Origin of the sequence: Actinomadura rugatobispora, from assembly GCF_042656285.1 — a bacterium.
Lineage (GTDB): Bacteria > Actinomycetota > Actinomycetes > Streptosporangiales > Streptosporangiaceae > Spirillospora > Spirillospora rugatobispora.
Map to the genome: position 1 here is coordinate 20,122 of NZ_JBHSON010000049.1, position 24,603 is coordinate 44,724.

Consider the following 24,603-nt stretch of genomic DNA (forward strand, 5'->3'; position numbering starts at 1 on the left):
GGCCCGCCGACGGTGATCAACGCCGCGTCATGATCACGGTCGCGGGGAGTTGTGATGCGTCATGTGCCCGTACTCGGCGGACTGCTCGGGGTGGTCGCGCTCTCACCCCTCGTCTCCGGCGCCGGCGCGCCCGCCGCGTGGTCCGCGGGCGACCCGGCCGCCGCGCTGAGGGTCGCCGCGGAGGACACCGCGGAACCCGGCCGGACCGGTGCTCGGATCGGTGATCGGGCCGGTGACCGGGCCGGTGCGCGGCACCGGCACGGGCGCGCGGCGGTGCGCGTGGCGGCCTACCGGGGCGTGCGGATCCCCGTCCCCGAGGGCTGGGAGGTGCACGACCTCGACCGCGACCCCACCCGCTGCGTCCGGTTCGACCGGCGCGCGATCTACCTCGGCCGCCAGGGCGACCGGCCCGACTGCCCGTCCAGGGTGATCGGCGGCGAGGACGCCCTGCACGTGGAGCCGCTCGGGCCGCCGCCGCGGGTGCGCGGCCCCGAGCCCTCGCCGAGCCGGGACGGCGCCCGCCGGACGGGCCGTCCGGACAGGTCGGCCGCGCTCGCCCGGTACACGGTGGCGCCCTCGGTGGACCACAGGGTGCGGGTGCCGCTCCGGGAGGCCGGAGTCGTGATCAGCGGCATGTACGGGAAGGACCCCTCGCAGGTCCAGCGGGTCATCCGGTCCGCGACGATCGCCCCGGCCCGTCCGGCGCGCGGCGACGACCGGGACGAGGACGAGGACGACCGCGACGACCGCGACAAGTACCACTACGACCGCGACTACCGGCCCAAGCACAAGCACCCCAAGCACCCGTCCGGCCTGCCCTTCTTCGACCTGGGGCCCTTCGGCGGCGACGACGAGCCCAGGAGCACGGCCCCGCCGAAGCCGAAGCCCAAGGCGGAACCGAAGCCGAAGCCCAAGGCGAAACCGAAATCGAAACCCAAGGCGAAGCCGAAGAAGAACCCGCCCTCCGGCCGGCAGCAGAACTGGACGGTCGGCAAGGGCTTCGACACCTGCACGGCCCCGTCCCTGGCGTCCATGCGCGCCTGGCGCGGCGCGTTCAAGGTCAGCAACATCTACATCGGCGGCGCCGCGCGCGGATGCGCCCAGCCCAGGCTGAACCGCGCATGGGTGAAGTCGGTCCGCAGCATGGGCTACCGGCTCGTCCCCACCTACGTCGGCCTCCAGGCGCCCTGCGGCAGGTACCGCACGAGGTTCACGGCCGGGAACGCCGCGGCGGAGGGCAGGAGGGCCGCCACGGACGCCGTCCGCGAGGCCAAGGCCCTGGGCATCCCGCACAGCAAGCCGATCTACTTCGACATGGAGGCCTACCGGCAGGACGACGCCTCGTGCCGCGAGGCCGTCCTGACGTTCCTGCACCACTGGACCAAGCAGATGAAGGTCCACCGCTACGTGCCCGGGGTCTACGGCAGCGTGGGCTCGGTCGTGCGCGACCTCGTCCTGTCCAAGGGGTTCACCCGGCCGAGCGCGCTCTGGTTCGCGCACTGGGACGGGATCCCGCGGCTGTACGGCCATCCCCACATCCCGGACGCGATGTGGCATCCGCACCGCCGCATCAAGCAGTACCGGGGCGGCCACAAGGAGACCCACGGCGGTGTCACGATCAACATCGACAGCAACCATGTGGACGGACGGGTCTACTGAGACCGTCCGGACGCATGTGGCCCGAACCGGGTTTCGCCGGTCTTCCTGGGCTTTCGCGTACTTTTGTGTGGCGTACGGCCGGTGGCGCACGTGCTCTAAGCTGGGGGTCGCTCGCGGGGCGCCGGGGATGTCGCGCTCCGCCGCAGCGGTACGACACCCGGGGATCACACTCACCGCGGCCCGCCGGCCGTCCGTTCGCCGGCGGCGGGGCGCAGTACGGATAAATCCCGCCGACCGCCAGTTGGATGGAGAATGCTGATGGCACGCCGTTCCGACGTGTTGGACACGATCGTCAACCTTGCCAAGCGCCGGGGCCTGGTCTACCCGTCGAGCGAGATCTACGGCGGGCTGCGCGCCTCCTGGGACTACGGCCCCTTGGGCGTGGAGCTGAAGAACAACGTCAAACGCCAGTGGTGGAAGACCATGGTGCAGGGCCGGGAGGACGTCGTCGGCCTCGACTCGTGCGTCATCCTGGCGCGCGAGGTGTGGGAGGCCAGCGGGCACGTCCAGGCGTTCGTCGACCCGCTGACCGAGTGCCAGTCCTGCCACAAGCGGTTCCGGGCCGACCACCTGGAGGAGGCGTACGAGGAGAAGCACGGCAAGCCCCCGGCGGGCGGCCTGGCCGACCTCGGCTGCCCCAACTGCGGGGTGAAGGGCTCCTTCACCGAGCCGCGGATGTTCAACGGCCTGCTCAAGACCTACCTGGGCCCGGTCGAGGACGAGTCCGGCCTGGCGTACCTGCGGCCGGAGACCGCGCAGGGCATCTTCATCAACTACCTCAACGTGCAGCAGTCGGCGCGGCGCAAGGTGCCGTTCGGCATCGGCCAGGTCGGCAAGTCGTTCCGGAACGAGATCACGCCGGGCAACTTCATCTTCCGCACCCGCGAGTTCGAGCAGATGGAGATGGAGTTCTTCGTCCGGCCGGGCTCGGACGAGGAGTGGCACCAGTACTGGATCGACGAGCGCATGCGCTGGTACACCGACCTGGGCATCCGCAAGGAGAACCTGCGCGTGTTCGAGCACCCGCAGGAGAAGCTGTCGCACTACTCCAAGCGGACCGTCGACATCGAGTACCGGTTCGACTTCGCGGGCGGCGAGTGGGGCGAGCTGGAGGGCGTCGCCAACCGCACCGACTACGACCTCACCACGCACGCCAAGGCGTCGGGCGCCGACCTGTCGTTCTTCGACCAGGAGGCGGGGGAGCGGTTCGTCCCCTACGTGATCGAGCCGGCGGCGGGCGTCGACCGTGCCACGCTGACGTTCATGATGGACGCCTACGCCGAGGACGAGGCGCCCAACGCCAAGGGCAAGATGGAGAAGCGCACGGTGATGCGGCTCGACCGGCGGCTGGCGCCGATCAAGGTGGCGGTGCTGCCGCTGTCGCGCAACGCCGACCTGTCGCCGAAGGCCCGCGACCTGGCGGCCCGGCTGCGCCGCAACTGGAACGTCGAGTTCGACGACGCGGGCGCGATCGGCCGCCGCTACCGCCGCCAGGACGAGGTCGGCACCCCGTTCTGCGTCACTGTGGACTTCGACACGCTGGAGGACGACGCGGTGACCGTGCGGGAGCGCGACACGATGAGCCAGGAGCGCATCGCGATCGGGCAGGTGGAGGCCTTCCTCGCCGCCCAGCTGCTGGGCTGCTGACGCCTCTCGCGGTTCACTGGAGCGCGTCCGGAGACGGGTTCGCCGAGGGCCGTCCCTCCCCCGAACGGGGGCGGGGCGGCCCTCGCGCGTTTGGAGATAACCGATCCGTCGGATAGTCTCGTAGTGGATTGTTCTGATATGGACGGATGAGAGGGCGGAGTGTGCAGGTGCGAAGCCGGGCGGTTCTGCCGCTGCTGGCGTTCGTCCTGTGCCTGTTCGGACTGATCTACGAGCCCGGCGCCCCCGCCCTCCGCGCCGACGGCGCCAGCGCCGCGGCCGCCCTCGCCGGTCCGGTCGTCCCGGACGCCGCGCCGCACGCGCCGGCGCACGAGACCGGCGGCGACCCGGCGTTCCTGGCCAACCACGCCCAGGCCGCCGCGGCCGGCGACCACCCGGCCTCCCACCTGGCGCTCCCGCCCCGGTCGGCCGCGCCGTACGCGCCCCGCGGCCCTCTCACGCCGCGCGCCTCCGACCCGCCGCCCTCCGCGGATCCGCACGCCGAGACGGGGCGTGCCCGCGCACCTCCGGCCTCCGCAGGTTCCTGACGTCCTGTCGTCCCGGTGGCCCTTTTCGGCCGCCGGTCGCCGCCTGCGGCCCGCCGTGCCCGCCGTCCCCGCCACGGGACCGCGCGCCCCGGCCCCCCGCCGCGCGGTGCTCCTGCTGGAGGTTCTCTCATTCACATCGCCGAAGCCCTCATCGCTCTTGGCGGAGCGTTCGTCGTCGCCGGGCTCCTGGCCCGTGCCGGCGTGCGGATCGGCCTGCCGACCATCCCCCTGTTCATGCTCGCCGGCATCCTCTTCGGGCCGCACACCCCCGGCCTCGCCCTCTTCGAAGATCCCGCCGACCTCAAGCTGTTGTCCGCCCTCGGCCTGGTGTTCCTGCTCTTCTACCTGGGGCTGGAGTTCCACCTCGACGACCTGGTCTCCGGTGGCGGCCGGCTGCTCACGGCCGGGGGGCTCTACCTCCTGCTCAACGTCGGCGGCGGCCTGGCCTTCGGGTTCCTGCTCGGCTGGGGCGGCCGCGAGGCGTTCGTGCTGGCCGGGGTCATCGGGATCTCCTCCTCGGCCATCGTCACCAAAGTCCTCATGGACATGGGCCGGCTCGGCAACCCCGAGAGCCGGCTGATCCTCGGAATCATCGTGGTCGAGGACGTCTTCCTCGCCCTCTACCTGGCCCTGCTGCAGCCCATCCTGGCCGGCGCCAGCGGCTTCGGCGAGGCCGCGGTCGAGTTCGGCAAGGCGTTCGCGCTGCTGCTCGTGCTGGCGAGCGTGGCCCGCTGGGGCGCCCGCTGGGTCGGCAAGCTCGTCGACATCAAGGACGACGAACTGCTGGTGGTCACCTTCGTCGGCCTGGCCGTGCTGACCGCCGGGATCGCCGAGGAGTTCGGCGTCTCCGACGCCATCGGCGCGTTCATGATCGGGCTCATCCTGGGCGCCACCAAGTCCGCGAAGCGGATCCAGACGCTGGTGCACCCGCTGCGGGACGCCTTCGCCGCGCTGTTCTTCTTCGCCTTCGGGCTGCAGATCGACCCGGGCGACCTGGCCTCGGTGGCCGTCCCGGTGACGCTGGCGGTGCTGCTCACGGTCGTGCTGAACCTGTCGGCCGGACTGCTGGCCGGGCGGATCCACGGGTACGGCCGCGTCCCGTCGGCCAACGTGGCGCTGACCGTGCTGTCGCGCGGCGAGTTCGCGCTGGTGCTGGCGTCCATGGCGGCCGCGGCCGGGCTGGACTCCAGGCTGGCGCCGTTCATCGCCGGATACGTCCTGGTGCTGGCGGTGGCCGGGCCATTGGCGGTCACGCAGTCCGAGCGGCTCGGGCGGCTGCTGCCCGAACGGCTCTTCCCGACGGCGGCGCCCGCCACGCCGCCCGCGAAGGAGCCCGTACGCTCCTGATCGCCGGGCCGATGGGCTACGGTGGCGGAAACGACGGCCGCCGACGGGAGGGAGCGCGTGCGCGACCTTCGGCGACCGGACCTGCCCGCCACCGTGCCCGCCCCCGGACCCGGACCCGGACCTGGCCCCGGCTCCGGCCCGGGCCCCGGCGACGAGCGCGGGCGGCTCGCCCGGTTGCTCATCATCGCGCTGGGCCTGATCGGCTTCGTGGCGGCGCCCGCCGCCTGGACCGCGGCGGGCGCCGGTGCGCCCGGCGCCAGGGCCGCCTCGGGAGTCAGTGCCGGGGCGCCGCTCTCCGCGCCTGCCGCCGCGGGCGCCCGTCCGTCCAAGGGCCCGTCCGGTGCGGCGTCCCGAGCCGCCGCGTCCAGGGCCGCGCAGGGGAGCGCGGCCGCTGTCTCGTCCCGGGGCTGCTCCGCCGCCTGCTCAGCAGAGCGGTCCGGAGAGCGGGCCCGGCAGCGCACGCTCCCTCCCGCCTGCACCGACCGCGCGACCGCGGCGATCACCGCGGCGCGGCAGCCCGGCGAGGCGCCCGCCCCGCTGCCGGCCGCCGCACCGCCCCCGCCCGGCGCCGAGCTCCACGTCCCCCTCGTCCCGGCCGCCCGGCCCTGCCCGGCCCTCCGGCACCCCTCCACCGCCCCCGACGGCCCGCCCCGGGGCCGAGCACCGCCGCCCTCCACCCGGATCTGACGATCTGACGACGACGTCCGGCCGGTGCACGGCCCGCGGGCAACGATGATCACGTGCGTGGTCACGCGCGTGCGGCCCGGGTTCCGGCGTCTCCCCGGCGCCGCGAGGCGCCGGCATCCTCGTGGAGGTCTGTCCGTTGACTCGCGCCAACGTGGTGCGGGCGTTGCTGGCCCTGGCCGTGCTCGCCACCTCGCTCTTCTTCGCACTGACGACACCCGCCCGCCTCGGCCTCGACCTGCGCGGCGGGACCCAGATCGTCCTGGAGACCCGGAACTCCCCGACGGTCAAGGCCGGTCCCGAGGCCACCGACCGCGCCAAGGAGGTGCTCCAGCGCCGCATCGACGCGCTCGGGGTGTCCGAGTCCTCGATCACCCGGTCCGGCGAGCGGCGCATCATCATCGAGCTGCCCGACGTCCAGGACCCCACCCGCGCCACCGAGGTGATCGGCAAGACCGCGCAGCTCACCGCCCACCCCGTCCTCGCCCCCGGCGGCCCGCCGGCGCCCGGCCAGCAGGTCCTGAAGGACGAGCAGGGGCGGCCCGTCCTGCTCGGCCCGCCGATCCTCACCGGGGACGGCATCGGCTCCGCCTCGGCCGGCTTCGACCAGCAGAACGTCGGCGGCTGGTACGTCACCGTCGACTTCCGCGGCGGCGGCGGGAAGGCCTGGGAGAAGGCCACCGCCAAGGCCGCCTGCGCCGCCGGCGACGAGCGCCGGATCGCCTTCGTCCTGGACGGCGCGGTGATCTCCTCCCCGGCGGTCACCCCCGAGGTGCCCTGCAACATCGGCATCACCGGCGGCACCACCCAGATCACCGGGAGCTTCACCGCCACCCAGGCCAAGGACCTGGCCGCCCTCATCCAGGGCGGCTCGCTGCCCGTCCCCGTCCACATCATCGAGCAGCGGGTGGTCGGGCCCACGCTGGGCGCGGCGGCCATCGAGGCCAGCGCCCAGGCCGCGATCATCGGGGTGCTGCTCACCGGCCTGTTCATCATCGTCGTCTACCGGCTGGTGGGCGCCCTGGCCGCGGTGGCGCTGGCCTGCTACGCGCTGATCTCGTACGCGGCCCTCGTCGCGATCGGGGCGACGCTCACCCTGCCCGGCCTGGCCGGGTTCGTGCTCGCGATCGGGATGGCGATCGACGCCAACGTGCTGGCGTTCGAACGGGCCCGGGAGGAGTACGCGGCCGTGCCCAGACGCGGCGTGCGCAGCGCGCTGTCCACCGGCTTCGACAAGGCGTGGTCGGCGATCGCCGACTCCAACATCACCACGCTGCTGGCCGCCGGGCTGCTGTTCTTCCTGGCCTCCGGCCCGGTGCGGGGCTTCGGCGTCACGCTGTCCATCGGCGTGCTGGGCTCGCTGGTGTCGGCGATGCTGCTCAGCCGCGTCCTCACCGACGCGGTGCTGTCCCGCCGCGCCGTCGCCCGCCGCCCGCGGCTGACCGGCCTGAGCTCCACCGGACGGGTCCGCGACTGGCTGGAGCGGCGCAGGCCCGACCTGATGCGGCGGCGCCGGCTCTGGCTGAGCATCTCCGGGCTGGCGGTCGTGCTGGCGATCACGGGGATCTTCGTCCGCGGCATCAACTTCGGCGTGGAGTTCACCGGCGGCCGGATCGTCGAGTACTCCACCAGTCAGTCGCTGAACATCGACACCGCCCGCTCCGCCGTCGCCGACGCCGGCTTCCCGCGCGCCGTCGTCCAGGAGTCGGGCGGCAAGGACATCTCCGTCCGCACCGAGAAGCTCACCAACGCCGAGGTGCAGTCGATCCGGGACGCCCTGGCCGCCAAGGGCGGCGGCCAGGTCACCAAGCAGCGGGACGAGCTGATCGGGCCCAGCCTGGGCGAGGAACTGCGCGTCAAGGCGCTGATCGCGCTCGGCGTCGCGCTGCTGGTGCAGCTGGGCTACCTGGCGCTGCGGTTCCGCTGGACGTTCGCGGTCGGGGCGGTGCTCGCCATGTTCCACGACGTGGTCATCGTCGTCGGCGTGTTCGCCTGGCTCGGCAAGACCGTCGACGGGGTCTTCCTGGCCGCGCTGCTCACCATCATCGGCTACTCGGTGAACGACTCGGTGGTGGTGTTCGACCGCATCCGGGAGCTGTGGGGCGCCCGCCCCAAGGACCGCTTCGCCGACGTGGCCAACCTGGGCGCGATCCAGACCGTGCCGAGGACCGTCAACACCGGCATGGGCGCGCTCTTCATCCTGGCCGCGCTGGCGGTGCTGGGCGGCGAGTCGCTGACCGACTTCGCGATCGCGCTGCTGATCGGGATCCTGGTCGGCACCTACTCCAGCGTGTTCACCGCGACGCCGCTGGCGATCCTGCTGGAACGGCACGCCAAGGCGCCGGCGCCGCGGCCGAAACGGCTGCGCCGCCCCGCCGAGCGCAAGCCCGGCGACTCGGGCGCGGTCATCTAGCCGGGCCGAAGGCCTCCAGCTCGATGATCCGGGAGAACCGGCGGTCGTTGGAGCCCAGGCACACGATCCGCAGGGCGTCCGCCTCCACCGGGGCGAAGGAGTGCTCGACCCGGCCGGCGGTGTTGGCGCGGGACCGGGCGACGGTCGTCCACGCGCCGTCCGCCCGGGCCTGCACGTCCCAGTCCCGCAGGCCGTAGCGGGACGGGGGGTAGCGGTTGCTCGCCAGGGTGTGCACCACGACCCTGGCGACCCGCCGCGTCCCGCCCAGGTCCACCTCCAGGGTGTCGGGCCACCGGCGCGCGGTCGAGTCGTTCCAGCCGTTGCCGACGCCGAACTCCTCGGCGTTGAGGTTGCCGTCGGTGACGCTGGCGGCGGGGTAGCGGTCCGGGCGGCCCGAGGTGTTCGCCGAGGACGCCGCCACGGGGCGGCCGCACGCCAGGTTGTCCTCGCCGGGGCCGGGCTCGTCCAGCGCGACCGGGACGGTCAGCCGTTCCTTCCCGGCCCGCAGGACGAGCCGGTGCCCGCCCGCCGCGGCCTCCGGCGGCGCGGTGATCCGGAACTGGATCCGGGCCTCGTACGCGGGCGGCAGGTAGGTGGCGAACACCGGGCGCGACACCCGCAGCGCCCCGGCCTCCGCGGTCAGGCCGCCGTAGACGGCCCGGTGGGTGGCGTTGCGCATCCCGATCGTCATCCAGCCGTTCCGGCAGCGCGGGTCCGCCGACCGGACGATCCTGAACCGCTCCCGGTCGGCGATCGGCGTGATCTTCCCGCGTGCGGCGGCGGGCAGCGCGTCGGGGTCCACGTGGCGCATGGTGGCGTGCTTCGGGTTGTCGGGCGGGGGCGGGTAGGCCAGCGTGCCGGGCGTCCAGGTGGGCGTGGGGGCGGGTTCGGGATCGCCCGGCGCGCGGCCGGGCGAGCCGTCGGCGGCCAGCGGGACCCCGGCCGCCGCGCACGCGGCGACGGCGAGCCCGGCCACGAGCACGCGGTCGCGGCGGCGGTCGCTCCGGCGGCGCGGGGCGCTCATCGGGCGGCCGCCACGTTCAGTCCGGGACGGCCGTCCTCGATCACGAACCGGGCCCCGGTCTCCACCGGCGAGCCGGGGCTGCTCACCAGCGGCGTGACCCGGTACTCCGCCCGGTACTCGCCCGGCGTGACCGTGCAGGTCACGTAGCCGCGCTGGTCGTTCTGGTAGATGATGTGCGGATTGGCCGGATCGCTGTCTCCCGGCGGCAGCCCGGACGACGGATCCCCGTCCCCGCCGCTGCTGATCGACGTGCCGAGGAACTCCGAGCCCACCGTCGGCGACTCCGGATCCTCGAAGTCCAGCTTGAGATCGGCGGCCTGGCCGCGGTGCGCGTCACCGGTGATCACCACGACGTTGTCCACCCGGCGCTCGGCGATGCCGCGGAAGAGCCGGTCGCGGGACGCCGTGTAACCGTCCCAGAAGTCCATCGAGAACAGCCGGGTGCCGGGCTCGGAGCCGAAGTCGTCCTGGGCCATCACCACCTGGTTGCCCAGCACCTTCCACCGCGCCGCCGCGCCGGACAGCCCGTCGATCAGCCACTTCTCCTGGGCGGGGCCGAGCATGCTGCGGGACGGGTCGAGCCGGGTCGCGCAGTCGCTCCGGGTGCCGTCCCCGCACGCCTGGTCGGAGCGGTGCTGGCGGCCGTCCAGCATGTCGAACTGCACCAGGTCCCCGTAGCCGACCCGGCGGTGCAGCCGCATGTCCGGGCCCGCCGGGGCGCGGCGGCGGCGCAGCGGCATGTGCTCCCAGAAGGCCCGGTACGCGTTGGCCCGCCACACCAGGAAGTCGGCCACGCTGGAGACGCTCTCGTCGGAGATCGCCCCGGCGTAGTTGTTCTGCACCTCGTGGTCGTCCCAGGTGACCAGCCACGGGGCGTGGGCGTGCGCGGCCCGCAGGTCCGGGTCGCTCTTGTAGAGCCCGTACTGGAGGCGGTAGCGGTCCAGGGTGTCGCACCGGAACCGCAGGCCGTCGTGCACCGCCGTCCGCCGGACGCCGCCGTCGGCCGGCACCCCGTACTCGTAGAGGTAGTCGCCCAGGTGGACGATCAGGTCGAGGTCCTCGGCGGTCATGTGCCGGTAGCCGGGGTAGTGGCCGTCCGGCCACGCCTGGCAGGAGGCGAACGCGAAGGTCATGCGGTCGAGGCGGCGGCGCGGGTCGGGCGCGGTCCTGGTCCGGCCCGCGGGGCTCATCTCGCGCCCGGACCGGAACCGGTAGAAGTACTCGCGGCCCGGATCCAGGCCGCGCACGTCCACGTGGACCGAGTGGGCGTACTCCGGCACCGCCCAGGTCTCCCCGCGGCGCACGACGCGGGCGAACCGCTCGTCCGCGGCGACCTCCCAGGCGACCCGGTAGCGCCGGTCGTCCAGGCCGCCCCTCGGCTCGAGCGGACGGGGCGCCAGCCGCGTCCACAGGACGACCCCGGCCGGCAGCGGGTCACCGGAGGCGACGCCGAGGCCGAACAGCGGGTCGGCCGACCGGGGCGGGGCGGGCGCCGCCCTGGTGTGGGCGCTCGCCCGGCGCGTGGTCACGGCCAGCGCCATCGCGGCGCCCGACAGGGCCAGGAAGTGCCGTCGCGAACGGCGGGCCTGGTACGCGGCCCCGGCGCGCAGTGCGGAATCCGGTTCGGAATCGTGCACGGGTCCCCTCCGGTGAGGTGCCGGCCGGCCGGCAGGGAGGATGGAATCGACCCGACATGATGTCCGGTGCGCGCCCGCCCGGCCCCCGAAAGGCGCGCGGGCGGGCGTAAAAAGAACCCCCGGAATCCGCCAAGCTCAGCGGGGGACGACGGAGCGGGTGAGGGGGCGCTTCTTGGCGTCGGTGGCGTAGCACATGATCGTGCGGTCCCCCAGGTCCCAGGACTCCTTGTTCGGCGGCATGTACCACTGCTCCAGCCGGACCGGCGAGGGGTTCTTGCCGAACATCCGCTCCCAGCGGGAGTCGCAGCCGTCGGTGGCGATCTTCTCCACGGCCGCGTCCCCCGGGTAGGAGGTCTCCCGCATCTCGAACAGGTGGGTGATCTGGGCGTCGTGCGGCCGGTCGCACGGGATGAGCTTGACCGTGGTCTCCCGCTCCCCGGGCTCGTCGAAGCAGTCCCCGGGCTTGAGCTCGTCCAGCGCGCGGGTCTGCCGGACGTGCGAGCCCAGCGGCCCGGTGAGCTTCTGGCCCTGGACGGCGGCGATCGCGCAGTGCACCCGGCGGTCGCCCACCCGCCAGGAGAACTGCCGCGGGTAGAGGGCGTTGACCTCGCCGTTCTCGACCGGCGAGTGGGTGCTGAAGCGGGCCTGGACGCGCTGGGCGCAGCCCTCCGTCGCGCGCCGGGACACCTCCTGCTCGCCCGGCCAGTCGCCCTTGGGGAACGTGAACGTCAGGACCATCTCGGCGTCGTGCGGCCGCTGGCACGCCACCACCCTGGTCTCCGGCGTGTCCCCCTGGCCGTGGAAGTCGAAGCACTGGCCGGGCTTCGGGTAGAGCTGGAACGCGGAGGAGCCGCCGCCGTCCGCCTCGTCGGCGGCGGTCGCGCCCACCAGCACGGCGAGGGCGGCGAAGCCCGCCACCAGGTACGCCCCGGCGGCGACGAGGCCGCCGATGGCCAGGCCCTTGCCGCGTTCCCCGCGGCGGCCGATCTGCACGAGGGCGGCGATCCCGAAGCCGACGGCGAACAGGATCAGCCCGAGCAGGCCGGTGACCAGGGCCACGATGGCGAACCGGTTGGTCCGGCGCGGTTCGTGCGGGGCCGGCGCGGGCTGCCCGGCGGCCGGCGGCGGGAGCGGGGACGCGGGCGGGGGCGCGCCGTCCGGCACGCCCGCGGGGGGCGTGCCGGTGGAGGAGCCTGGGGGAGAGGAGTCCGGGGCGGCCCAGCCCGAGGCGGAGCCGTCGCCGGGGGTGCCCGACGAGGATCCCCGGGCCTCGTCAGCGTTCGGTGGCAATGTCACGAACGTCACGCTAAGCGGCGAAGATCACTAATGATGGGTTCCGCCGCACTTTGGCCAGCTGTTGCCGTGCGGTAAACCTTTTGCCCGCTTCGCGCACGCGGCCCGGCCGCCCGGACGGTTCCCCGGCCGCCGGAGCGGGCGGCCGGGGGACGGATCAGCCCTCAGGCCAGGGGCGTCTGGCGCTCGTCGGCCTCGGCGCGGATGACCTGCATGACCGCGTTGATCAGGGCCAGATGGGTGAACGCCTGGGGGAAGTTGCCCAGGTGGCGGCCGGTGTGCGGGTCGATCTCCTCGGCGTACAGCTGCAGCGGGCTGGCGTAGGACAGCAGCTTCTCGCACAGCGCCCGCGCCCGCTCCACCTCGCCGATCATGACCAGCGTGCTCACCAGCCAGAACGAGCAGATGGTGAAGGTGCCCTCCTCGGAGGAGAACCCGTCGTCGGTCTCCGCGGCCCGGTAGCGCAGGACGAGATCGTCCTCCGACAGCTCGTCGGCGATCGCCAGCACCGTCTCCCGGACCCGCTTGTCGTCGGCGGGCAGGAAGCCCAGCAGCGGGATCAGCAGGGCCGAGGCGTCCAGCGTGTCGGCGCCGTAGTGGGCGGTGAACACCCCGCGCTCGTCCAGGGCGTTGGCCAGCACGTCGGCGTGGATCTCGTCGGCGGCGGCCTGCCAGCGCCGGGCCCGCTCGGCGTCGCCCCGGATCCGGGCCAGCCGGGCGCCCCGGTCGGCGGCCACCCAGCAGAACACCTTGGAGGAGGTGAAGTGCTGCGGCTCGCCGCGCACCTCCCACATCCCGCAGTCGGGGGTGCGCCAGTTGGCCAGCGCGTCCTCGACCTGCTTGATGATGATCTTCCAGAGCCGGTCGTCGAGCCGGTCCCGCTTGCGCACGAACAGGTAGATGGAGGCGATGATCGCGCCCCACACGTCGTGCTGGGCCTGCATGTACGCCTCGTTGCCGATGCGCACCGGGCGGGCGTTGTCGTAGCCGCTGAGATGGTCGAGGGTCGACTCGGGCAGCTCCTCGCGGCCGTCCAGGCCGTACATGATCTGGAGCTTGCCCTCGGCGGCCTCGGCCACGTCGGTGATGAAGTAGAAGAAGTCGTTGGCCTCCCAGTCGTACCCGAGGGTGTAGAAGGCCCACAGCGCCATCGTGGAGTCGCGGATCCAGGTGTAGCGGTAGTCCCAGTTCCGGTCGCCGCCCGGGCTCTCCGGCAGCGAGGTGGTCGCGGCGGCGGCGACCGCGCCCGTCGGGGCGTAGGTGAGGCCCTTGAGGGTGAGCGCGCTGCGCTGCAGGTGGCTGCGCCAGGGGTGGTCGGGGAAGTGGCCGCGGTCGAGCCAGTGCTGCCAGTGGTGGACGGTCCAGACCAGGCGCTCCTGGGCCTCCTCCCAGTTGTGGGGCGGCTCGTGCTCGCTCCAGGACAGCGCGACGAAGCGGGCGTCGCCCTGCTTGAGCAGCGTGCGGGAGGTCGCCAGCGAGCCCTCGAAGCCGACGTTCATGTCGGTGGTCAGGCGCAGGTTGACGCCGTTGCCGCGGGCGAGGGCCTCGTGGTAGCCGACGCCGGTGTGCTCCCAGCGGGCCGGGGTCTGGCCGTAGTCGAACACCGGCATGCAGTCGAGCCGTACCTGGGCCTGGCCGTTCACGCACCGGACCATGCGCAGCAGGACGTGGTCGGCGTCGTAGTCGGTGGGGGCGCGGCGGTGGGTGTGGGAACGTTCCGTCTCGTGGTGCCAGGGGCCCATCAGCAGGGCGTCGGTGACCACCAGCCAGCCGCCGTGCACCCACCAGGTGGTCTCCATGACCATGGTGCCGGGGATGTAGCGCTGCGCCGCGGGGACCTCCACGCCCGCGGGGCCGAGCCGGAAGTAGCCGGCGTCGCGGTCCAGGATCGACCCGAACACGCTGGGCGAGTCCATCTTCGGCAGGCACATCCACTCGATGTTGCCACTGGGGGCGACCAGCGCGGTCGTCTCGCAGTCCGACAGGAACCCGAAATCGGCGATCGGGGCGAACGGGTCCCCCGCCCGGCCACCGGCGACCATCGGCCTCACAGCCTCACCTCCCTGATCCATCACGTTCCATCATTCCCTCTCGATCGCCATGCGTGCGCCATGGACAACGGGTGCTGAACAGGTGTCATACGTCGAATGCGACTATTGGAATAGACCAGTACAGGTCCCCTGACCTGCACCAACGCCGGGCCGCCCACCGGGCGCCGAGCGAAGCACGAATACGCGGGTACAGTCCCGCCATCAAGACTCGGGGCTTTCCGGCCGAAAGTCCCCGATGTCTTGGTTCCGGGCGGATTCGGATGAAGGAGCACCCCGTGCCGAAGTTCGTGTACGACTTCACCGAGGGCAACAAGGACCTCAAAGATCTTCTGGGGGGCAAGGGCGCCAACCTCGCCGAGATGACCAATCTGGGCCTGCCGGTGCCGCCGGGATTCACCATCACCACCGAGGCGTGCCGCCACTACCTGGAGCACGCGACGCTCCCGGACGGCCTGGAGGGCGAGGTGAACGGCCATCTGGCGGCGCTGGAGAAGCGGATGGGCAAGCGCCTGGGCGACCCCGCCGACCCGCTCCTGGTCAGCGTGCGCTCCGGGGCCAAGTTCAGCATGCCCGGCATGATGGAGACCGTCCTCAACGTGGGCCTCACCGACGAGTCCGTGCACGGCCTGGCGGAGCAGGCGGGCGATGAGCGGTTCGCCTGGGACTCCTACCGGCGGCTGATCCAGATGTTCGGCAAGACCGTCCTGGACGTCGACGGCGACCTGTTCGAGGACGCCATCGAGGAGGCCAAGGAGGCCAAGGGCACCAAGGACGACGCCGACCTCGACGCCGGCGACTTCCGCGCCCTCGTCGACCGCTTCAAGGCCATCGTCGCCGAGCAGGCCGGACGCGCGTTCCCCACCGACCCGCGCGAGCAGATGGACCTGGCCGTCAAGGCCGTCTTCGACTCCTGGAACGCCCCCCGCGCCATCCTCTACCGCCGCCAGGAGCGCATCCCCGTCGACCTCGGCACCGCCGTGAACGTGTGCTCGATGGTCTTCGGCAACATGGGTCTGGACTCGGGCACCGGCGTGGCGTTCACCCGCGACCCCGCCACCGGCCAGCAGGGCGTCTACGGCGACTACCTGCAGAACGCCCAGGGCGAGGACGTGGTCGCCGGCATCCGCAACACCGTGCCGCTGACCGAGCTGGAGCGCATCGACAAGGGCTCCTACGACCGGTTCCTCGAGATCATGGAGACGCTCGAGAACCACTACCTCGACATGTGCGACATCGAGTTCACGATCGAGCGCGGCAAGCTGTGGATGCTCCAGACCCGGGTGGGCAAGCGGACCGCCGCCGCGGCCTTCCGGATCGCCTGCCAGCTGCTGGACCAGGGGCTGATCGACGCCGACGAGGCCGTGCGGCGGGTCACCGGCGCCCAGCTGGCCCAGCTGATGTTCCCCCGCTTCGACGAGTCCCGGCTCGGCGACGCCCGCCGCGTCACCAAGGGCATGAACGCCTCGCCCGGCGCCGCCGTCGGCAAGGCCGTCTTCTCCTCCGAGGCCGCCGTACGCGCCGCCGAGAACGGCGAGGACGTCATCCTGGTCCGCCGCGAGACCAACCCCGACGACCTGTCCGGCATGGTCGCCGCCAAGGGCGTCCTCACCTCCCGCGGCGGCAAGACCTCGCACGCCGCCGTGGTCGCCCGCGGCATGGGCAAGACCTGCGTCTGCGGCGCCGAGGAGCTCGACGTGGACGTCAAGGCCGGCCGCTTCACCGCCCCCGGCGGCCTGGTCGTCGAGGAGGGCGAGGTGATCTCCATCGACGGCACCAGCGGCGCGGTCTACCTCGGCGAGGTCCCGGTCGAGGACTCCCCGGTCGTGCAGTACTTCGAGGGCCGGCTGCGGGCCGGCGACGGCGACGAGCTGGTCGAGGCCGTCCACCGGGTCATGCGGCACGCCGACGACCGGGCCGCCCTGAAGGTCCGCGCCAACGCCGACAACCCCGAGGACTCCGCCCGCGCCCGCCGGTTCGGCGCCCGCGGGATCGGGCTGTGCCGCACCGAGCACATGTTCCTCGGCGACCGCCGGCAGCTGGTGGAGAAGCTCATCCTGGCCGAGGGCGAGGAGGAGCGCACCGCGGCCCTGGACGCCCTCGAACCCCTCCAGCGCGGCGACTTCGAGGGGATCTTCGAGGCCATGGACGGGCTGCCGGTCACGATCCGGCTGATCGACCCCCCGCTGCACGAATTCCTCCCTGACCTGACCGAGCTCTCGGTCAAAGTCGCCCTGGCCGGTGACGGCGCCGATCCGCAGGACCGGAGGCTGCTGGAGGCCGTCCGCCGGCTGCACGAGCAGAACCCTATGCTCGGACTGCGCGGCGTGCGGCTCGGTTTGGTGATTCCCGGCCTTTTCGCGATGCAGGTGAGGGCGATCGCCGACGCGGCGGCGCGGCGGCGGCGGGACGGCGGCGACCCGCGGCCCGAGATCATGATCCCGCTCGTCGGCGCCGTCCAGGAGCTGGAGGCCACCCGCGACGAGGCTCGCGAGGTGCTGGCCGAGGTCGCCCGCTCCACCGGGGTGGACGTCCCGGCGCTGATCGGCACCATGATCGAGCTGCCCCGGGCGGCGCTGACCGCCGGGCAGATCGCCGAGGCCGCCGAGTTCTTCTCCTTCGGCACCAACGACCTCACCCAGACCACCTGGGGCTTCTCCCGGGACGACGTGGAGGCCGCGTTCTTCTCCCGCTACCTGGAACTGGGGATCTTCGGCGTGTCGCCGTTCGAGACCCTGGACCGGGAGGGCGTCGGGCGGCTGGTGCGGATCGCCGCGGAGGAGGGCCGCGCCACCCGTCCCGGCCTCAAGCTGGGCATCTGCGGCGAGCACGGCGGCGACCCGGACTCGGTGCACTTCTGCCACGAGGTCGGGCTGGACTACGTCTCCTGCTCGCCGTTCCGGATCCCCGTCGCCCGGCTGGAGGCGGGCCGCGCCGCCATCGGCTGACCACACCGGGTGACCGCGGCGGCATGAGCGCGGCCGGGCGAGGCGCGGCCGGGAGAAAATGGGCCGAAACCCGGTCGCGCACTTGTGAACCGGACGCGCCGCGGGAACCATCTAACTAACGTGTCCAGTGCGATGACGTTGGAATTCGATGTGCCGGAGCCCAGGCGGGCCGATCCTCCGGTGGACGACCTTCCCGGTGACGATCGGCTCGACGACGAGCGTGACGGGGACGGGGACGGCGGACGCCGCCGGCGCGCCCGCCCACGCTGGTTCACGATCTCTTTGATCATCCTGCTCGGGCTGGTGGCGGTGGCGGTGCTGACCCCGCTCACCGTGTCCTGGCGGGTCTGGTACCAGGCCCGCCAGGACGAGACGCCCCGCTCGGACGCGATCATCGTGCTGGGCGCCGCCCAGTACAACGGCCGTCCCTCGCCCACGCTCCAGTGGCGGCTGCAGCACGCCCTCGACCTGTACCGCAGGGGCGTCGCCGGGTCGATCGTCACCGTCGGCGGCAAGCAGCCCGACGACAACTTCACCGAGGCCGGCGCGGGCAGGCGCTGGCTGGTGGAGCGCGGCGGCGTCCCGGAGAGCAAGGTCGTCGCGGTGCCGGTCGGCAACGACACCCTGGAGAGCATGCGGGCGGTCGGCCGCGAGTACGACCGGCTGGGCTGGAAGACCGGGATCATCGTGACCGACCCCTGGCACGGCCTGCGCTCCAAGAAGATGGCCGAGGACAGCGGGATCAAGGCGTTCGCCTCGCCCACCCGCAGCGGCCCCAGCGTGCAGACCCGCGAGACCCAGTTCAACTACATCGTCCGCGAGACCGGCGGCTACCTGTCGTACGTGCTGTTCGGCAAGAGCGTGAAGGCGCCCAGCGAGACGATCAAGACCGTCCCGCAGCAGACCGGCACCCCCTGATCACGCCGGGGACGCCCGCGGTTCAGCGGAAACCGGGGCGCCCCGCATACGCTGGTGGAACGATGACGCAGTTTCCGCGGGAGTATTCGGAACGAGACAGGGAGCGCTGGGCCCCCGAGCCCCCCAAGAGGCGCGACCGCACCGCCTTCGAGCGCGACCGGGCCCGGGTGCTGCACAGCGCCGCGCTGCGCCGGCTGGCGGCCAAGACCCAGGTCGCCTCGCCCGGCGCGGACGCGCCCGGCAGCGTGCAGAGCCTGCGCACCCGGCTCACCCACTCGCTGGAGTGCGCCCAGGTGGGGCGGGAGCTGGGGCAGTCCCTGGGCTGCGATCCCGACCTGGTCGAGACCGCCTGCCTGGCCCACGACATCGGGCATCCTCCGTTCGGGCACAACGGCGAGGTGGCCCTGGACGCGGTCGCCCAGTCCTGCGGCGGATTCGAGGGCAACGCCCAGAGCCTGCGCGTGCTGACCCGGCTGGAGCCCAAGTCGTTCGCGGCCCCGGGCCCGCCGCTGTACGGCCGCAGCGTCGGCCTCAACCTCACCCGGGCGGCCCTCGACGCGTCCATGAAGTACCCGTGGTCGCAGGCCGACGCCGTCAACGGCAAATTCGGGGTCTACCAGGACGACCTCGACGCCGCGCTCTGGGCCCGGGAGGACTCCCCGCCCCGCGAGACCTGCTTCGAGGCCCAGGTCATGGACTGGAGCGACGATGTCGCCTACTCCGTCCACGACCTGGAGGACGCCCTGGTCGCCGGGCACATCGACTTCGGGCTGCTGGCCGATCCGGCCGAGCGCCGCCTGGTGGCGCAGACCGCGATCAAGCTGTACTGCGACGACGCCACCCTCCCCGAGTTGGAGGAGCGCTTCGCGGCGCTGCTGGCCGAGCCGTTCTGGCCGGACCGCTACGACGGCACCCCGCGCACGCTGGCCGCGCTGAAGAACCTCACCAGCACCCTGATCGGCCGGTTCTGCCTGGCCGCCGAGGAGGCCACCCGGGAGGCGTACGGCGACCGGCCGCTCACCCGCTACGCGGCCGACCTGATCGTGCCGCGCGCGCAGCGGCTGGAGTGCGCGCTGCTGAAGGGGATCACCGCGCACTACGTGTGGATCAGCCACGAGGAGATCCGGGCGCGGCAGCGCGAGCTGATCCTGGAGCTGGCCGAGCTGATGCTGGACGGCGCCCCGGGCACGCTCGACCCGGCGTTCCGCGCCGCCTACGTCGAGGCGCCCGACGACGCCGCCCGCCTCCGCGCGATCGTCGACCAGATCGCCTCGCTGACGGACACCTCGGCGATCAACCGCCACAATCTCCTGCGTAACCGCACGTAGCCGGATCGCGTCCCTGACCCCGGGCCGCCTGGGCGATCAACCGCCACAATCTCGTGCGTAACCGCACGTAGCGGGCGCGCCCGCTGGACGATCTTGGTTGCCGGGTGGGTTTGTTTATGCCTCGGAATGGCAATAGACGGGCCTTGTCTTGGTTATGACGCCGCTGTAGGGATAACAAAGAGCGAGGCCCTAGCGGTGCTCACCTGAGGAGGTCGCCATGTCCCAGGAGCCACAGGCCCGGGAGACGTTCGTGATCGTCGGCGCGAGCCTGGCGGGGGCGAAGGCGGCGGAGACGCTGCGCGAGGAGGGGTTCGGGGGGCGGGTGGTGCTGATCGGGGAGGAGCACGAGCGACCCTACGAGCGGCCCCCGCTGTCCAAGGGGTTCCTGCTGGGCAAGCAGGAGCGGGACAAGGCGCACGTCCACCCGGCGGACTGGTACGGCGAGCACGACGTCGAGCTGCGGCTGGGCGTGCGGGCGACCGGGCTCGACCGCGGGGCGCACCGCGTGGAGCTGGCCGACGGGGAGCGGGTGCGCTACGACAAGCTGCTGCTGGCGACGGGGTCGTCCCCGCGGCGGCTGGACGTGCCCGGCTCCACGCTGCAGGGCATCCACTACCTGCGGTCGATGGCCGACTCGACGGCGCTGCGGGAGGCGCTGGAGCACGGCGGGCGCCGGGTCGTGGTGGCCGGGGCCGGGTGGATCGGGCTGGAGACGGCCGCGGCGGCGCGCACGTACGGCAACGAGGTGACGGTGATCGAGCCCGAGCCGACGCCGCTGCACGCCGCGGTGGGCCCGGAGGTGGGCGGGCTGTTCGCCGACCTGCACCGGGCGCACGGCGTCGATCTGCGGCTGGACCAGGGGGTGGCCGGGTTCTGGGGCGCCGGGCAGGTGTCGGCCGTGGTCACCTCCGGCGGCCAGGAGATCCCGGCGGACGTGGTGATCGTCGGCGTGGGGGTGCGGCCCAACACCGAGCTGGCCGAGAGCGCGGGGCTGGAGGTGTCCGACGGGGTGCTGGTCGACCAGTCGCTGCGGACCTCCGACCCGGACGTGTTCGCCGCGGGGGACGTGGCGAGCGCCTACCACCCGCTGCTGGGCAAGCGGATCCGGGTGGAGCACTGGGCGAACGCGCTGAACGGCGGCCCGGCGGCGGCCCGCGCGATGCTGGGGGAGGCGGTCGGCTACGACCGGATCCCCTACTTCTTCACCGACCAGTACGAGCTGGGCATGGAGCTGTCGGGGGTGGCGGCGCCCGGGGAGTACGACGACGTGGTGTTCCGCGGGGACGTGCCGGGCCGGGAGTTCCTGGCGTTCTGGACGCTGGGCGGCCGGGTGGTGGCCGGGATGAACGTCAACGTGTGGGACGTGACCGGCGACATCCAGGCCATGATCAGGTCCGGGGAGCCGGTGGACGCGGCGCGGCTGGCCGATCCGAAGGTCGCCTTGTCCGATCTGGCGACCTGATCCTTCCTTGTCCGAAAGGTGATCGACCACCCGTAAGGAACGTAGGGTCGTGCGGGTGGTGACTGAGACGATCGGCGCGCTCGGCCGCGCGCGGACCGCCGTGACGGTGGCCTTCCTCCTGCACGGCCTGGTCGGCGCGGCCTGGGTGGCGCGGATCCCGCAGATCAAGCGCGACCTGGGGCTGAGCGAGGGCTCGCTGGGGCTGGCGCTGCTGGGCGCGCCCGTCGGGGTGGTCCTGGCGGTGCGGTTCGCCGGGTGGACGGTGGCGCGGTGGGGGAGCCGGGCCACCACGCTGGGGGCCGGGGCCGTCGCGGCGCTGTCGCTGGCGCCGCTCGGGCTGGCGTGGAACCTCGGCGCCCTGACCTGCGCGCTGGTGCTGATGGGCGGTTCGCTCGGCCTGATGGACGTGGCGATGAACGCCCAGGGCGTGGCGGTGGAGCGGCGCTACGGGCGGCCGCTGATGTCGGGGCTGCACGGCGCGTACAGCGTGGGGACGCTCGGTGCCGCCCTCGTCGGGTCGGCCGCCGCGCATCTGGACGTCCCGGCGGCGGTGCACCTGAGCCTGGCGGGCGTGGTGCTGGCGGCGGCGCTGCTGCTGTTCTGCCGGGGGCTGCTGGACCGTTCGGCGGACGTGATGCCCGATCCGGAGGCGGAGCGGGCGGCGGAGTCCGGGGACGGGCCCGGCGACGAGCTCGATGCGGGCGCCGGGCCCGAATCCGATCCCGGTCCGGGGAGCGGGGCCCGGACGGACGCCCGGGTGCGGTCCGGGGCCACGGTCGCCGCGGCGGTACGGGCCGGACGCTGGACGCTGGCGCTGCTCGGCGTGATCGGGCTGTGCTCGTTCGTCGGCGAGGGCGCGATGGCCGACTGGAGCGCGGTCTACCTGCGCGAGACCCTGGAGACGGGGGCGGGCGTCGCGGGCCTCGGCTACGCCGGGTGCGCGGTGGCGATGGCGGTCGGCCGGCTGGCGGGCGACCGGATCGTGGCGCGGTTCGGGCCCGTCCCGGTGCTGCGCGCCGGGGCGCTGATCGCCGCGCTGGGGCTCGGGCTGGGGCTGGCGGCCGGGCATCCGGCCGCGGCCGTGCTCGGGTTCACGCTGTTCGGGCTGGGCGTGGCGCCGGTGGCGCCGGTCACCTTCAGCGCCGCGGGCAACCTGCCGGGGGTGCCCGCCGCGCACGGCATCGCGCGGGTGACGGCGGTCGGCTACCTCGGACTGCTGGGCGGGCCCCCGGTGATCGGGTTCGTGGCGCAGGGTGTCGGGCTCGGCTGGGCGCTGGCGGTGCCGGTGGCGCTGGTGGCGCTGATCGTCCCGCTGGCCGGGGCGACCTCGACCGCGGGCCGCTGACCGCCCCGCCCCTGATTTTCGGCCAGGGCCAACTCTGCTTATGTCCGCTTCAGGTAAGGTCTGGGCGAGTGAGCACCATGCAGGGGCCGGTTCCGGCCGGAACGGAGCCGGTCGAACCGGAGCCGCCCGCGCCGCGCCCGGCACTCCCGGAGCCGGCCGCCGCGGCGCCCGCACCGCCGCCCGCTCTGCCGCCCGCCGTCCTCCCGCACCGCAGGTTCGTGCGCGAGCTGCTCACCTTCGGCTGCGTCGGGCTGCTCGGCACCGTGATCACCATCGGCGGGGCCAACCTGCTGCGGCACTGGCTGGGCGGCGGCCCGGTCACCAGCGTGGTCGTGCCGACCGTGGTGTCCACCCTGACCTCCTACCTGCTCAACCGGCACTGGACGTTCCGGCACCGCGACAGCGACGGGTCCGGCCGGGAGGTCGTGATCTTCTTCGGGCTGAACGGCATCGGGATGGCCATCCAGGTGCTGTGCACCGGCGTCACCTTCTACACGCTCGGGCTTCAGGGCGGGCTGTCCTACAACGCCGGGCTGCTGGTGGGGCTGGGCCTGGGGTCGGCGTTCCGCTACTGGTCGTACAAGAAGTGGGTCTTCACCCCCGCCGCCGCCTGAGCCGGGAAACGGTGTCGAAAAGGGGGAGGGCCCCGGTGGTCACGCGGGCTGCGTGACCACCGGGGCCCTCCGTCCGGGCTCCTCGCTACGACGTCGTCTAGTCGAAGTCGAAGTAGTCCGGCTGGGTCTGCGCGTTCAGCAGCGGCAGCTTCACGCGCGCGCCCTTGTCGGTGGCGGCGTCCTTGATCTGGAGGACGTCGAGTCCCTTCTGGATGTCGTTGGAGTAGATGTAGCCGTTGTAGTAGTACGCCGACCACGATCCGCCGGTCTGCAGCGTGTCCGACCAGGGCCCGCGCTCGAACCAGCCGATCTCCTTCGGCTTGCGCGAGTTGGTGAAGTCCCAGACCGAGATGCCGCCCTGGTACCAGGCCTGGACCATGATGTCCTTGCCCTTCACCGGGATCAGCGAGCCGTTGTGGGCCACGCAGTTCTCGGTGTCGGCGTTGGGCCGCGGGATCTTGTAGTAGCTGCGGAAGCGGAGCTTGCGCTTGTCGCCCGAGCCGACGATGTCGTAGATGGCGTTGGCGCCCTTCTCCGACCCGATGGTGGTGTTGCAGGTGGCCGCGCCGCCGCCGCCCAGCTCGTCGGTGAAGACGATCTTGTTGGCCTTGTTGTTGAACGTGGCCGAGTGCCAGAACGCGAAGTTCTCGTCGTCCCGCACGCTGGTGATGGTGTACGGCTTCTCCGGGTCGGAGATGTCGAACAGCACGCCGTCGCCCATGCAGGCCCCGGCCATGATCTCCTCGTCCGGGTAGGCCGTGAGGTCGTGGCAGCCGGAGGTCGCCGAGGTGCCGTTCGGCCACGGTGTGCCGGCCGGGTCACCGGGGTTGCCGCCGTCCGGGAACAGGTTCGGCTCCGCGATGACCGCCGCGGCGGCCGGGTCGCTGTGCGGCACCTTGATGATGGAGATCAGGTCGTGCGGCGGCTGGCAGTCGGGGAACGTCCCGTCCGGGCGGTAGGAGGACACGTAGATGTAGCTCGTGCCCTTCTTGCCCGGGACCAGCGTGTTGGTGTGCGAGCCGCACTTGGTCTCGACGGCCTTGACGTAGCGCGGGTTGCGCACGTCGCTGATGTCGAAGATCTTGATGCCCTCCCAGGCGGACTTCTCCGTGGCCGGCTTCGGCACGGCCTGGCAGGAGTCATCGCTCATCGAGGCGTCGGTCGACAGGAACAGCAGGTTCCCGGCGAGTGAGACGTCGTTCTGCGACCCGGGGCAGCTCACGACGGTGACGACCTTGGGCTCTTGCGGCTTGCTGATGTCGTAGACCGTGAAGCCCGCGTAGTTGCCGCCGAAGGCGTAGTTCCCCTTGAACGCCCAGTCGGAGCCCAGGTTGCCGGCTCCGGCGAGCGGCCCCTGCTTGGGGATGTTCGCCAGGTGGGTGAAGTTGGGCGACTTGGCGATCTCGTCCTTGCCCGGGATCTCGGCCGAGGCCGCCGGGGCGACCATGACCGTCGAGATCGCCAGGAGCATCCCCGTCAGCGTGCCCAACAGTGTTCTTCGCGTTCTTCGTCCAGGCGCTGGCGCCACTCCGACTCCTTCGCTACTGCCCCCATGGATACGGCATAGATCATCCGGAGTATGAACGGTTTCAATATGTATGAACAGGTCTGAACACATCTGTGAGCTTCTTGAGATCTGCCGGACGTTCACCGTGGCGCGAACAGCGGATACGGTCGCCGTGACCGAGGGG

General features: G+C 72.7%; 17 protein-coding genes. 12 read left to right on the forward strand and 5 right to left on the reverse strand.

Translation table 11 applies throughout. From position 1 onward, the window contains the following. The first annotated feature begins 54 nt into the window (after positions 1-54). The 6 genes from ACFPZN_RS30990 to secD all read left to right on the forward strand — a co-directional run bounded on the left by ACFPZN_RS30990 (position 55) and on the right by secD (position 8,295). Positions 55-1,659: a DUF1906 domain-containing protein gene (locus ACFPZN_RS30990; RefSeq protein ID WP_378285801.1), complete on the forward strand. Its 1,605-nt coding sequence runs from the start codon at positions 55-57 to the stop codon at positions 1,657-1,659. A 258-nt stretch (positions 1,660-1,917) separates the two neighbouring features. Beyond that, on the forward strand, positions 1,918-3,306 hold the full coding sequence (locus tag ACFPZN_RS30995) for a glycine--tRNA ligase (RefSeq protein WP_378285802.1): 1,389 nt from the start codon (positions 1,918-1,920) through the stop codon (positions 3,304-3,306). Positions 3,307-3,473: 167 nt separating this feature from the next. Next, positions 3,474-3,851: a hypothetical protein gene (locus ACFPZN_RS31000; protein ID WP_378285803.1), complete on the forward strand. Its 378-nt coding sequence runs from the start codon at positions 3,474-3,476 to the stop codon at positions 3,849-3,851. A gap of 201 nt (positions 3,852-4,052) precedes the next feature. Then, positions 4,053-5,198, forward strand: a complete 1,146-nt coding sequence (locus ACFPZN_RS31005; protein WP_378285804.1) for a cation:proton antiporter — start codon at positions 4,053-4,055, stop codon at positions 5,196-5,198. Between the two features lie 57 nt (positions 5,199-5,255). Further along, on the forward strand, positions 5,256-5,885 hold the full coding sequence (locus tag ACFPZN_RS31010; protein WP_378285805.1) for a hypothetical protein: 630 nt from the start codon (positions 5,256-5,258) through the stop codon (positions 5,883-5,885). A gap of 136 nt (positions 5,886-6,021) precedes the next feature. Further along, entirely contained in the window at positions 6,022-8,295 is a 2,274-nt protein-coding gene (secD, locus tag ACFPZN_RS31015; RefSeq protein ID WP_378285806.1) for a protein translocase subunit SecD, read from the forward strand. Here the strand turns inward: secD and ACFPZN_RS31020 are convergent. The 4 genes from ACFPZN_RS31020 to ACFPZN_RS31035 all read right to left on the reverse strand — a co-directional run bounded on the left by ACFPZN_RS31020 (position 8,288) and on the right by ACFPZN_RS31035 (position 14,291). Then, the gene (locus ACFPZN_RS31020; protein ID WP_378285807.1) at positions 8,288-9,319 is read right to left on the reverse strand and encodes a discoidin domain-containing protein; all 1,032 of its coding nucleotides are present in this window, start codon (positions 9,317-9,319) and stop codon (positions 8,288-8,290) included. The two genes, secD and ACFPZN_RS31020, sit on opposite strands and share 8 nt — an antisense overlap. Continuing rightward, positions 9,316-10,956, reverse strand: a complete 1,641-nt coding sequence (locus ACFPZN_RS31025; protein ID WP_378285808.1) for an alkaline phosphatase D family protein — start codon at positions 10,954-10,956, stop codon at positions 9,316-9,318. Before ACFPZN_RS31025 ends, ACFPZN_RS31020 begins: the two co-directional genes overlap by 4 nt. A gap of 135 nt (positions 10,957-11,091) precedes the next feature. Beyond that, positions 11,092-12,252 carry a DUF4190 domain-containing protein gene (locus ACFPZN_RS31030; protein ID WP_378285809.1) on the reverse strand — a complete coding sequence of 387 codons (1,161 nt, stop codon included), beginning with the start codon at positions 12,250-12,252 and terminating at the stop codon, positions 11,092-11,094. A gap of 161 nt (positions 12,253-12,413) precedes the next feature. Next, complete coding sequence (locus tag ACFPZN_RS31035; RefSeq protein ID WP_378285852.1) at positions 12,414-14,291, reverse strand: glycoside hydrolase family 15 protein; 1,878 nt, start codon at positions 14,289-14,291, stop codon at positions 12,414-12,416. 284 nt (positions 14,292-14,575) lie between these two features. On the opposite strand from ACFPZN_RS31035, the gene ppdK reads away from it, so the two are divergent. The 6 genes from ppdK (at position 14,576) to ACFPZN_RS31065 (ending at position 22,912) form a co-directional block, all read left to right on the forward strand. Then, positions 14,576-17,245, forward strand: a complete 2,670-nt coding sequence (gene ppdK, locus ACFPZN_RS31040) for a pyruvate, phosphate dikinase (protein WP_378285810.1) — start codon at positions 14,576-14,578, stop codon at positions 17,243-17,245. A 132-nt stretch (positions 17,246-17,377) separates the two neighbouring features. Next, entirely contained in the window at positions 17,378-18,163 is a 786-nt protein-coding gene (locus ACFPZN_RS31045) for a YdcF family protein (protein ID WP_378285811.1), read from the forward strand. A 62-nt stretch (positions 18,164-18,225) separates the two neighbouring features. Continuing rightward, positions 18,226-19,491 (forward strand): deoxyguanosinetriphosphate triphosphohydrolase, encoded by a 1,266-nt coding sequence (locus ACFPZN_RS31050; protein WP_378285812.1) that lies wholly within the window; start codon positions 18,226-18,228, stop codon positions 19,489-19,491. 217 nt (positions 19,492-19,708) lie between these two features. Beyond that, positions 19,709-20,953, forward strand: coding sequence for an NAD(P)/FAD-dependent oxidoreductase (locus ACFPZN_RS31055; RefSeq protein WP_378285813.1), 1,245 nt, complete (start codon positions 19,709-19,711; stop codon positions 20,951-20,953). Positions 20,954-21,008: 55 nt separating this feature from the next. Then, positions 21,009-22,298: an MFS transporter gene (locus ACFPZN_RS31060; RefSeq protein ID WP_378285814.1), complete on the forward strand. Its 1,290-nt coding sequence runs from the start codon at positions 21,009-21,011 to the stop codon at positions 22,296-22,298. A gap of 77 nt (positions 22,299-22,375) precedes the next feature. Continuing rightward, positions 22,376-22,912 (forward strand): GtrA family protein, encoded by a 537-nt coding sequence (locus ACFPZN_RS31065; RefSeq protein WP_378285853.1) that lies wholly within the window; start codon positions 22,376-22,378, stop codon positions 22,910-22,912. A 97-nt stretch (positions 22,913-23,009) separates the two neighbouring features. On the opposite strand, the gene ACFPZN_RS31070 is transcribed toward ACFPZN_RS31065, so the two are convergent. Continuing rightward, the gene (locus tag ACFPZN_RS31070) at positions 23,010-24,383 is read right to left on the reverse strand and encodes an LVIVD repeat-containing protein (protein ID WP_378285854.1); all 1,374 of its coding nucleotides are present in this window, start codon (positions 24,381-24,383) and stop codon (positions 23,010-23,012) included. Between the last annotated feature and the right edge of the window lie 220 nt (positions 24,384-24,603).

Coding starts and splice junctions, on each gene's coding strand:
- ACFPZN_RS30990 (WP_378285801.1), top strand. CDS start 55: ATGCGTCATGTGCCCGTACTCGGCGGACTGCTCGGGGTGGTCGCGCTC.
- ACFPZN_RS31055 (WP_378285813.1), top strand. CDS start 19,709: ATGTCCCAGGAGCCACAGGCCCGGGAGACGTTCGTGATCGTCGGCGCG.
- ACFPZN_RS30995 (WP_378285802.1), top strand. CDS start 1,918: ATGGCACGCCGTTCCGACGTGTTGGACACGATCGTCAACCTTGCCAAG.
- ACFPZN_RS31050 (WP_378285812.1), top strand. CDS start 18,226: ATGACGCAGTTTCCGCGGGAGTATTCGGAACGAGACAGGGAGCGCTGG.
- ACFPZN_RS31020 (WP_378285807.1), bottom strand. CDS start 9,319: ATGAGCGCCCCGCGCCGCCGGAGCGACCGCCGCCGCGACCGCGTGCTC.
- ACFPZN_RS31065 (WP_378285853.1), top strand. CDS start 22,376: ATGCAGGGGCCGGTTCCGGCCGGAACGGAGCCGGTCGAACCGGAGCCG.
- ACFPZN_RS31070 (WP_378285854.1), bottom strand. CDS start 24,383: ATGCTCCTGGCGATCTCGACGGTCATGGTCGCCCCGGCGGCCTCGGCC.
- ACFPZN_RS31045 (WP_378285811.1), top strand. CDS start 17,378: ATGACGTTGGAATTCGATGTGCCGGAGCCCAGGCGGGCCGATCCTCCG.
- ACFPZN_RS31035 (WP_378285852.1), bottom strand. CDS start 14,291: ATGGTCGCCGGTGGCCGGGCGGGGGACCCGTTCGCCCCGATCGCCGAT.